Origin of the sequence: Streptomyces sp. 4F14 (genome assembly GCF_048159485.1) — a bacterium.
GTDB lineage: Bacteria > Actinomycetota > Actinomycetes > Streptomycetales > Streptomycetaceae > Streptomyces.
On the sequence record NZ_JBLRVY010000009.1, the window covers coordinates 127,891 to 137,299 of the forward strand.

General features: G+C 73.5%; 7 protein-coding genes. 5 read left to right on the forward strand and 2 right to left on the reverse strand.

Going from position 1 to position 9,409, the window contains the following annotated elements; genetic code table 11:
• Positions 1-4: 4 nt before the first annotated feature.
• Positions 5-1,405: a 3-isopropylmalate dehydratase large subunit gene (gene leuC, locus ACLZOT_RS17820; protein ID WP_416969922.1), complete on the reverse strand. Its 1,401-nt coding sequence runs from the start codon at positions 1,403-1,405 to the stop codon at positions 5-7.
• Positions 1,402-2,589 (reverse strand): LeuA family protein, encoded by a 1,188-nt coding sequence (locus tag ACLZOT_RS17825; RefSeq protein ID WP_416969923.1) that lies wholly within the window; start codon positions 2,587-2,589, stop codon positions 1,402-1,404. The genes leuC and ACLZOT_RS17825 overlap by 4 nt, the downstream gene beginning before the upstream one ends.
• Before the next feature lie 319 nt (positions 2,590-2,908).
• On the opposite strand from ACLZOT_RS17825, the gene ACLZOT_RS17830 reads away from it, so the two are divergent.
• From ACLZOT_RS17830 to ACLZOT_RS17850, 5 genes are all read left to right on the forward strand, one after another.
• The gene (locus ACLZOT_RS17830; RefSeq protein WP_416969924.1) at positions 2,909-3,772 is read left to right on the forward strand and encodes an ArsR/SmtB family transcription factor; all 864 of its coding nucleotides are present in this window, start codon (positions 2,909-2,911) and stop codon (positions 3,770-3,772) included.
• Between the two features lie 117 nt (positions 3,773-3,889).
• On the forward strand, positions 3,890-5,665 hold the full coding sequence (locus tag ACLZOT_RS17835; protein ID WP_416969925.1) for a fatty acyl-AMP ligase: 1,776 nt from the start codon (positions 3,890-3,892) through the stop codon (positions 5,663-5,665).
• Positions 5,662-7,386: an acyl-CoA dehydrogenase family protein gene (locus tag ACLZOT_RS17840; protein WP_416969926.1), complete on the forward strand. Its 1,725-nt coding sequence runs from the start codon at positions 5,662-5,664 to the stop codon at positions 7,384-7,386. The genes ACLZOT_RS17835 and ACLZOT_RS17840 overlap by 4 nt, the downstream gene beginning before the upstream one ends.
• Positions 7,383-9,095, forward strand: a complete 1,713-nt coding sequence (locus ACLZOT_RS17845; RefSeq protein ID WP_416969927.1) for an acyl-CoA dehydrogenase family protein — start codon at positions 7,383-7,385, stop codon at positions 9,093-9,095. The genes ACLZOT_RS17840 and ACLZOT_RS17845 overlap by 4 nt, the downstream gene beginning before the upstream one ends.
• 25 nt (positions 9,096-9,120) lie before the next feature.
• Positions 9,121-9,399: an acyl carrier protein gene (locus ACLZOT_RS17850; protein WP_416969928.1), complete on the forward strand. Its 279-nt coding sequence runs from the start codon at positions 9,121-9,123 to the stop codon at positions 9,397-9,399.
• The last annotated feature ends 10 nt before the right edge of the window (positions 9,400-9,409 follow it).

The window sequence follows — 9,409 nt, forward strand, 5'->3', positions numbered from 1 at the left end:
CCGGTCAGCCGAGGTCGGCGGGGGAGGCGAGCCGCCCGGCGACGGCGGTGGCGGCGGCCAGGGCGGGGGAGACCAGGTGGGTACGGGCCCCCGTGCCCTGGCGGCCCTCGTAGTTGCGGTTGGAGGTGGAGGCGCAGCGCTGGGCGGCCGTCAGCCGGTCGGGGTTCATGCCGAGGCACATCGAGCAGCCGGAGAACCGCCACTGCGCGCCCGCCTCGGTGAACACCTTGTCCAGCCCCTCCGCCTCGGCGGCCCGGCGCACCTCCATAGAGCCGGGGACGACGAGCATGTCGACGCCGGGGGCGACGGACCGGCCCCGCAGCACGTCGGCGGCGGCCCTGAGGTCCTCAAGGCGGCCGTTGGTGCAGGAGCCGAGGAAGACGGAGTCGACGGAGATGTCCCGCATGGGGGTGCCGGGCGTCAGGCCCATGTAGTCGAGCGCCTTGCGGGCGACGGCCTGCTCGACCGGGTCGGCGAGCGCCTCGGGGTCGGGGACGTGGTCGCCGATGCCGACGGCCTGGCCCGGGTTGGTGCCCCAGGTGACGTACGGGGTGAGGGACGCGGCGTGGATCACGACCGTGCGGTCGAAGGTGGCGCCCTCGTCGGTGCGCAGCTCCCGCCAGGCGGTCGCCGCCTCGTCCCAGTCGGCTCCCCGCGGACTCTCCGGGCGCCCGCGCAGGTAGGCGAGGGTCGTCTCGTCGGGGGCGACGACGCCGGCCCGGGCGCCCGCCTCGACGCTCATGTTGCACAGGGTCATCCGGCCCTCGACGCTCAGCGCGCGCACCGCTTCACCGCGGTACTCCAGGACGTGCCCGTGCGCCCCGTTGGCGCCGAGTTCGGCCAGCAGCGCCAGGGCGAGATCCTTCGCGGTGACGTCCTCGCGGGGGGTGCCCACGAACTCGGCGGCCATCGTGCGGGGCCGCTGGAGCGCGAGCACCTGGGTGGCGAGGACGTGCTCGACGTCGCTGGTGCCGACGCCGAACGCCAGCGCGCCGAACGCGCCGTGCGTCGAGGTGTGGCTGTCCCCGCAGACGACGGTCATGCCGGGCAGGACGACCCCCAGCTCGGGGCCGACGACATGGACGATGCCCTGCCCGTCGTCGCCGTGGCGGAAGAGCCGGATGCCCTGCTCGGCGCAGTTGTCGCGCAGGGTCTGCACCTGGAGGGTGGCGACGGGGTCGGTGATGGTCAGGGAGTCGGTGGGGACGTTGTGGTCCTCGACCGCCAGGGTGAGGTCGGGGCGGCGGGCGCGGCGGCCCGCCTGGGCGAGCCCGTCGAACGCCTGCGCCGAGGTGGCCTCGTGGACCAGGTGGAGGTCCACGTAGAGGAGGTCGGCGCCGTCGTCCTCCTGGTGGACGACGTGGGCGTCCCACAGTTTGTCGACGAGGGTGGCGGGAGGGTTCATGAGGTCTTCGCCGCCTCGGTGAAACGGCCCGCGATCCGCTGCGCCAGGTCGTTGAGCTCGTCGCACTCGCCGGGCGGCCGCGACGCCACGAACTCCTCGTAGAGCCCCTCGACGAGTTCCTGTTCCGCTGGAATGCCCATGCGGTCGAGCAGGTAGCGCAGGATCGACCGGCCGGAGTGCCGTCCGACCAGCAGCGACCGCTCACGGCCGTACAGGTGCGGATTCAGGTATTCGTAGTTGATCGGGTTCTTCAGGATTCCCGCCTGATGGATTCCGGCTTCGGTGGCGAAGGCATTGACGCCGAATACCGCTTTGTTGCGGGACGGGGCGAGTGCGATCGTCTCCGAAAGGAGGAGATAGGCCGGGTAAAGGCCGTCGAGCTGTACGTCCATGCTGGCGCCGAATTGGTCGCCCTTGTGCATCAGGACGGACGCGAGTTCCTCCAGCGGGGTGTTTCCGGCGCGTTCGCCGATTCCTCCGAGAGTGGCCTGTACCTCGTCGGCGCCCGCCTGGATTCCGGCGAGCGCATTGGCGAGGGAAAGCCCCATGTCGTCGTGGCAGTGCGTGGACAGGACGACGTCGTCCGGAATCCACGAGCGTACGTCCGCGCAAAGGTCCCCGTACTCCTGGGGGGTGGCGCAGCCGGTCGTGTCGGCGAGGATCACCGTGGTCGCGCCGTCCTCGACGGCGGCGGTGACGAGCGCTTCGATGTGGTCCTTGCTGCCCCGGCTGGCGTCCTCGACGCCGAAGGAGATGTCGGCCGCGCCGAGGTCGACGGCGAGCCGGATCGCGTCGCGCACCTCCTGGACGGACTCGGCGCGGGTGATGCCCCGTTTGTGCTCCAGGTGCAGGTCGCTGCCGGTGCCGCAGATCTGCACCTGGTGGTTGGGGCGGGCCCCGCCGGCGGCCATGGAGGCGCGGACGTCGTCGGTGGAGGCGCGGTTGAAGGTGGCGAACCGGGCGGTCGTCAGGGACTCGGCGATCAGCCGGGTCGCCTCGGCGTCCGCCGGGGACGAGCCGGGGAAGCCGGCCTCCACGATGTCCGCGCCGTACGCCTCCGCCGCGAGCGCCAGCGGCAGTTTCTGCTGCGGCGACATCGCATTTCCGGGCGCTTGTTCTCCGTCGCGCAATGTGGCATCGAATACGGAAATCCGGCGTCGGCGGTATGTGCGGTCGATAGTCACCTGGTCGCCCCCTGGACGGTGTCGAGTCCCGGGGAAGACTAATTCGGCCGGGAGAGATACGGGTGGGGTGCGGGCAGGGTTTCATGCTCGGTCGAAACTCCCCGAGGTGGTGACTCTGCGGGGTTGTCCAGTGACCGTGCGTGCGTTTCGGGTGCGGTCGGGCACCGTGATTCGCGTTGATCTGAAACTCATTGCGGCCCGGGAAGGGCCGAACCATACTCCGTGGGCCACGTCGGTGTTGCCGACCGGCCGAAAATTTTCCATGATCTGGGGGAGATCAGTGCAGCGGATTCATTTCACCGTGCAGGATCTGACGCGTATGACCATCGCGCCGGCCGGTGATCCAGCGGTGGAGACGGCACTCGCCGCCGACCTGCTCCGCCGCCGCAGCGGAGGCGCGATCTTCGGGCGCTGGCGGGACCTGGTGAGCCAGACGGCACCCCTGTGCCTGCCGGCCAGACCCTCCGTCCCCGACCACCTCACCCTGCTCGCGCAGGCCAGCGGCGCCGCCGTGCTGCGGGACTGGACCGGCGGCCACGACACCGCCGCCGACAGCGACTTCTTCGGCCGCGTGGTGGCCCCGTACTGGGAACGCGTCAACGCCTACCTCCGCGCCGACGCCGAACACCGCAGCCGGATCTTCCTCGGCGGCGGCGTGGAAGCCCTGCTCGGCACGCTGCACGCACGCATCGAGTGGAACTCCCCGGTGCTCGAACTCGACAACGGCCTCGACGGGGAGTTCCACCCCCGCGGCGCGGGCCTGACGGTCGTCCCCTCGCTGTTCCTGCACAGCAGGCCCGTCGTCTACACCGGCCCGGGCACCTCGCCCGTCCTGGTGTACCCCGTCCCGCTGGACGCGGCGGGCGCGGCGGCCCTGTGGGACGAACCCGAGCAGCAGGACCGGGCGCTGGGCGCGCTCATGGGCCGCACCCGCGCGAGCGTGCTCCTCGCCCTGACCGAGAGCTGCACCACCACCGAACTCGGCCGCCGCCTCGGCATCTCCGCCGCCGCCGCGAGCCAGCACACCACCGTGCTGCGCGCGGCCGGACTCATCACCAGCCGCCGCCGGCTCAACGCGGTCGTGCACTCCCTCACCGACCTGGGCCTGACGCTCCTCAAGGAGGGCGAGGAGTTCCCCCGGGACGCCGAGGCGGACTCCCCCGAGTGCCGCCGCGCCTCGTGACGTCCGGGCCCCCTGCTCCGGCCGCCCGCACGTACGCACATCCCTGACAGACATCCCCCGCACGTCCCCCCGCAACGGGCGGCCACCGGTACGGAGAGGCAATCAGTGCGCCACGACATGACCGAGAACATCACGGCCGCGCCCTCACTGGGCGCCCTGCTCCGCGACCACGTGCGCGAACGGGCCGGCCAGGACGCCGTCGTGTTCGTCCGCGACCCCCAGACGGACGACGCCGACCACCTGACCTACACACAGCTCGACCGGCGGGCCGGGGCCATCGCCGAGGTCCTGCGCGGCCACGCCGCCCCCGGCGACCGGGTGCTCCTGCTGTACCCGCAGAGCACCGAGTGCGTCGCGGCCTTCGCGGGCTGCCTGTACGCCGGGACCCTCGCCGTGGTGGCCCCGATGCCGGGCAGCTACCAGCAGGACCGCAAGCGCGTCACGTCGATCGTCGCCGACGCCGGCATCTCGGTCGTCCTCACGGACAGCGCGAACCTCGCCGCCGTCCAGGAGTGGGCCGGCGCCGCCGCCCTGCCCGGCCTGCGCGTCCTCGCCAGCGACACCTTCGACGACACCGAGGGCCACCTCGCGGCGCTCGCCCCGGCCGGCCACGACACGCCGGCGATGCTCCAGTACACCTCCGGCTCCACCAGCGAGCCCAAGGGCGTCACCCTCACGCACGGCAACCTGCTGAACGACATAGCGGCGTTCGTGTCGTCGCTCGGTGCCGACGAACCCGTCAGGACCGGCGGCTGGGCGCCCCTCTACCACGACATGGGCCTCATCGGGCAGACCCTCGCACCGCTCGCCATGGGCAGCACCGTCGTCCTCATGTCGGCCGTGACCTTCGTGAAGCGGCCCGTCCAGTGGCTGCGCCTCATCGACCGGTACGACCTCCGGTTCTCCGCCGCCCCCAACTTCGCCCACGACCTGTGCGTCCAGAAGGTCACCGACGAGCAGTTGGCCGGCCTCGACCTGTCCCGCTGGCGGTACGCCCTCAGCGGCGGCGAGCCCGCGCAGGCGTCCACCATCCGCCGCTTCAGCGAACGCTTCGCCGCGGCCGGCCTCAAGCCCGAGGCGTTCGGCGTCTGCTACGGCCTCGCCGAGTGCACCGTCTTCGTCGCCGGATCCCCCGAGCGCCCGGCGGTCGTCACCGACCTCGACCCGGCCCTCCTCGAACAGGGCCTCCTGCGCCGGGCCACCGGCGACACCGAGGGGCGGCCCGTCCCCGGCAACGGCGCCGTGCACGGCGTCGAGGCGCGGATCGTCGACCCGGACACCCGTGCCGAGGTGTCCGCCGGATCGGTGGGGGAGATCTGGCTGCGCGGCCCGAGCGTCGCCCGCGGCTACTGGGAGAACCCGCAGGCCACCGCCGACACCTTCCAGGCCCGCACCGCCGACGGCGACGGCCTGTTCCTGCGCACCGGCGACCTCGGCGGCTTCCTCGACGGCGAGCTCTACGTCACCGGACGCCGCAAGGACCTGATGATCATCAACGGGCGCAACCTGCACCCCCAGGACGTCGAACACGCCCTGCGCGACGGCCACGACGAACTGGACGGCCTGCCCGGCGCCGTCTTCTCCGTCCCCGTCGACGGCCGCGACGGCGCGAAGGACGAAGCCCTCGTCGTCATGCAGGAGGTACGCGGCCGCCCCGCACCGGACGACGCCCAGGCCCTCGTACGCGCCATGCGCGACACCGTCTCCCGGGAGTTCGGGGTCCGCGCGGCCGGCGTCCTGCTGCTGCGCCGGGCCGGCGTCCGGCGCACCACCAGCGGCAAGATCCAGCGCGCCGCCATGCGCGAACTGTTCCTCTCCGGCTCGGTCGAACCCCTCTTCGCGGAGTTCGACGCCCGCCACACCGCACTCGCCGGACAGGGGCGCACGGCATGACCGCACCAGCGACCGCGCTCACCGCGACGGCCCTCGACGACCTCCTGACCCGGGCCGAGGCCCCCGGCGGCGCCTTCGACCCCGCCGAACTCGCCCGGCTCGACGAGGCCGAGGAGTTCCCCGAGGCCGCGCACGCCCTGCTCGCCGAAGCCGGCCTGGGCGCCCACTACGTCCCCGAACGCCACGGCGGCCTCCTGCACGGCCTCGACGGGACGATGGCCGCGCTGCGCACCGTCGCCCGCCGCGACCTGACCGTCGCCATCGCCCACGGCAAGACCTTCCTCGGCGCGATGCCCACCTGGGTCGCCGGCGACGACCGGCAGGCCGACCTGCTCTCCCGGGAGATCCGCTCCGGCGCCGAGGTGTCCTGGGGGCTCACCGAACGCGGCACCGGCAGCGACCTCCTCGCCGGCCGGCTCAGCGCCCGCCCCGCACCCGACAGCGGGAAATGGCTCGTCAACGGCGAGAAGTGGCTCATCAACAACGCCACCCGGGCCCGGTACACCTGCGTCCTGGCCCGCACCCGCCCCGAAGGCGGCCCCCGCGGCTTCCGCTTCCTCCTCGTCGACAAGGACACCCTCCCCGACGGCACCTGCCGCACCCTCCCCAAGGAACCCACCCACGGCATCCGCGGCGCGGACATCAGCGGCCTCGCCCTCCAGGACGCGCCGGTCGCCGACTCGGCGGGCATCGGCCCGGACGGCTCCGGCTTCGAAGTCCTCCTCCGGTCCCTCCAGCTCACCCGGATCTGCGCCACCTCCCTCTCCCTGGGCGCCGCCGACCACGCCCTCCCGATCGCCGTACGCTTCCTCACCGGCCGCCGCCTCTACGGGCAGCGCCTCGCCGACCTGCCCCGGATCCGCCGCGCCCTCGGCGACGCCGCCGCCGCACTGCTGCTCGCCGAGGCGGTGGCCGTGCTCGCCGGGCGCAGCGCCCAGTCCCTGCCCCGGGAACTCGCGGTGACCGCCGCCGTCACGAAGGCGTTCGTCCCGACGACCGTGCAGCGCTCGGTGGACGCCCTGGCCGAACTCCTCGGCGTACGCGGCTTCCTCACCGGAGTCCTGGAGCACGGCGCGTTCGCCAAGCTGGACCGCGACCACCGCATCGTCGCCGTCTTCGACGGCAGCACCGCCGTCAACCGGCACGCCCTGATCACCTCCTTCCCGCTGCTCGCCCGCGCGCACGCCACCGGCATCCACGACGGGCCGGGCCTGCGCGCGGCGGCCGCAACCGGCGTCACCCAGCCGGCCCTGGACCCCCGCCGGCTCACCCTGATCAGCGACGGCGGATCCAGCGTCGTCCAGTCCCTGCCGGAAGCCGCCCGCCTCGCCGCGGGCCGGGGCCGCGACGACGTCGCCGCCGACGCCCGCGCCCTCGCCGAGGAGTCGGCGCGGCTGCACCAGGACATCGCCGACGCCCGCGAGGCGTCCCGGGGCGCGTCCGCCGAGGCGTTCGCCCTCGCCCAGCGCTACGAACTCGTCCACGCCGGAGCCGCCTGCCTCGCCCTGTGGCTGCACAACGAGCCCGCGCCCGGCGCCCGCTGGTGGCGCGACGCCCTGTGGGTGCGGGCCTGCCTGACCGTCGTCCTGCGACGCCTCGGCCTCGAACCGGCCGCCGGACCCGACGCCCGCGACCTGCTCAGCGACGAACTGCTGAGCGCGGACCTCCCCGAGGGGGAGTTCTCCCTGCTGACCGGGCTGTCCGGACTGGAGACCCCATGACCATCGACCCCACCCGCGTCGGGGAACTGGAACGCCGCCTCGGCGACCCCTTCGACGACACCAACCCGGCCGGCTTCGCCGCGCTGCTGGCGGCGGACGAACAGGCCCAGATGCCCGCCGCCGCCGAACGGATCCTCGACGAGCACGGCTTCAACGCCGAGTTCGTGCCCGTGGAACTCGGCGGCAGACTCTCCCGGCTCGACGACGTCGTCGCCGCCCTGCGCTCCCTGTACCGCCGCGACCCCTCCCTCGGGCTCGGCTACGGCATGAGCTCGTTCATCGCCTCCGTCAACGTCTGGCTCGCCGGCGACGACCAGCAGCGCCGCACCGCCGCCGACCTGATCCTCGGCAACCACCGCCTCGCCGCCGCCTACCACGAACTGGCCCACGGCAACGACCTGACCGGCGTCGAGTGCGCCGTCGTCGACACCGACGGCACCCCCGTCCTGCGCGGCACCAAGGAAGTCGTCACCAACGTGCGCCGCGCCCGGGGCATGGTCCTCTTCGCCCGCACCGACGAACGCCCCGGCAGCCGCAGCCACTCCCAGATCCTCCTGGACAAGCGCACCCTCGACCCGGCCCGCCTGCGCGACCTGCCCCGCTACCCCAGCTCCGGCATGCGCGCGGTCCAGCTCCACGGCATCGCGTTCGACGACTGCCCGGTACCGCCGTACAGCGTCCTGGGCGAGGGACGCGGCCTGGAGACGGCGATCCGCTCCTTCCAGATCACCAAGACCATCACCCCCGCCGTGATGTGCGGACCGGTGGAGACCGGGCTGCGGGTCGCCCTGCGTCACCTCACCACCCGCCCCCTGTACGGCGCCACCGCCGCCGACCTGCCCCACGTACGCTCCGCCCTCGCCGGCGTCTTCGCCGACCTGCTGCTCGTCGAGTGCTTCGGCGCGGCCGCGATCCGGGCCGTCCACGTGCTGCCCGGTGAGGCGAGCCTGCTGTCGGCCGTCTACAAGCACTTCGGGTCCGCGGTCCTCCTCGACGCCATGAACACCCTCTCCGACCTGCTCGGCGCCCACTTCTACCTGCGGACCGGACCCACGGCGATCTTCCAGAAGCTGCTGCGCGACGTCCGCCTGGTCGGCTTCGGGCACGCCGCCCGCGCCGCCTGCGAGTCGATCGTCCTGCCGCAGCTCCCGGTCCTCGCCCGCCGCTCCTGGTCCGAGCCGCACCCCGCCGACGCCCCGGCGGAACTCTTCGACCTCCACGCCCCCCTCGGCCCCCTGGAGTTCCACCGGCTGGGCCTGTCCTGCGGCGGGCGCGACCACCTGACCGGCTCGCTCACCGCGTCCGTCGCCCGGCTCAGCGGCCCCGCCGCCGGCCTCGGCGAACTGTTCCTCGCCGAGCACACCGCCCTGACCCGCGACTGCCGCGCCCTCGGACCCGCCGACGTCACCGTCACGGCGGGCCCCGACGCCGCCGCCCTGGTCACCCGCCTCGGGCACGTCCACGCGGCCGCCTCCGCCCTCGGCCTGTGGCGCCACAACCCCGGCGGAGGCGGCCTGCCCGACGCCCCCGTCTGGCCGCACGCCCTGCTGGCCCGCCTTCACGCACGCCTCACCGGCCGGCCCACCGCACTGCCCCCCGCCGCCGAAGAGGCACTCCACTCCGAACTGCTCGACCGGTTCCACACCGGCCGTTCCTTCGACCTCGCCGCGCGCTTCCTGCCCGACGGGCAAGGGGCGGCGAGCGCGTGACCCCACCCCAGAGAAGGAGACCACCATGCCGGGTACCACCGGACAGCGCACCGCCTCGGCGCAGGCCGCGCTGCGGGACTGGCTGACCACCGAGATCGCCCAGCTCCTCGGCACCGCGCCCGAGGACATCGACCGCACGGCCCCCTTCGGCGAGTACGGCCTCGAGTCCATCTCCGGCCTGACCCTCGCCGCCGCCATCGAGGACCACCTCGGCATCGAGGTCGACCCCACGGTCGTCTGGGACCACCCCAGCATCGACGCACTCGCCGCACACCTCACCGAGGCCCAGGCCGCCACGTCCTGACGGCCCCGCC

What these genes read in the sequence shown, in the direction of transcription:
- leuC (WP_416969922.1), bottom strand. Translation starts at nt 1,405, where the DNA reads ATGAACCCTCCCGCCACCCTCGTCGACAAACTGTGGGACGCCCACGTC.
- ACLZOT_RS17845 (WP_416969927.1), top strand. Translation starts at nt 7,383, where the DNA reads ATGACCATCGACCCCACCCGCGTCGGGGAACTGGAACGCCGCCTCGGC.
- ACLZOT_RS17840 (WP_416969926.1), top strand. Translation starts at nt 5,662, where the DNA reads ATGACCGCACCAGCGACCGCGCTCACCGCGACGGCCCTCGACGACCTC.
- ACLZOT_RS17835 (WP_416969925.1), top strand. Translation starts at nt 3,890, where the DNA reads ATGACCGAGAACATCACGGCCGCGCCCTCACTGGGCGCCCTGCTCCGC.
- ACLZOT_RS17850 (WP_416969928.1), top strand. Translation starts at nt 9,121, where the DNA reads ATGCCGGGTACCACCGGACAGCGCACCGCCTCGGCGCAGGCCGCGCTG.
- ACLZOT_RS17830 (WP_416969924.1), top strand. Translation starts at nt 2,909, where the DNA reads ATGACCATCGCGCCGGCCGGTGATCCAGCGGTGGAGACGGCACTCGCC.